1 pseudogene is annotated in these 233 nt (G+C 65.7%); it reads right to left on the bottom strand.

The window, feature by feature from the left end:
• A pseudogene (locus SB771_RS37285) lies at positions 1-180 on the bottom strand (alpha/beta hydrolase); the annotation flags it as partial.
• Positions 181-233 lie beyond the last annotated feature (53 nt).

Raw genomic sequence — 233 nt, 5'->3', positions numbered from 1 at the left:
GAGGCGGCGCACGAGGTCCTCGAAATTTTCGACGTCCGGATCGGCGGGTTCGGCGCCGAAGCCCGGATAGGCGAGGAACTGATGCTCGGCTTCGTAGGTGAGCGCGTTCGCCATCGGTTGCCAGAACGCGGGGTCGCCCGAGGCGCCCGGCAGGAAAATGAGTTGGGTCGGTGCGTTCAAGGTCGTTTCGCTCGGAGCGCGCGTGAAAGTGGCGTGAAGTGGAGCAGCGTCGC

Source organism: Burkholderia sp. SIMBA_051 (assembly GCF_046534915.1).
Taxonomy (GTDB): Bacteria; Pseudomonadota; Gammaproteobacteria; order Burkholderiales; family Burkholderiaceae; genus Burkholderia; species Burkholderia ambifaria.
Note: the sequence above shows the minus strand (reverse complement) of the source record. Positions and strands in the feature narration are given on the sequence as shown.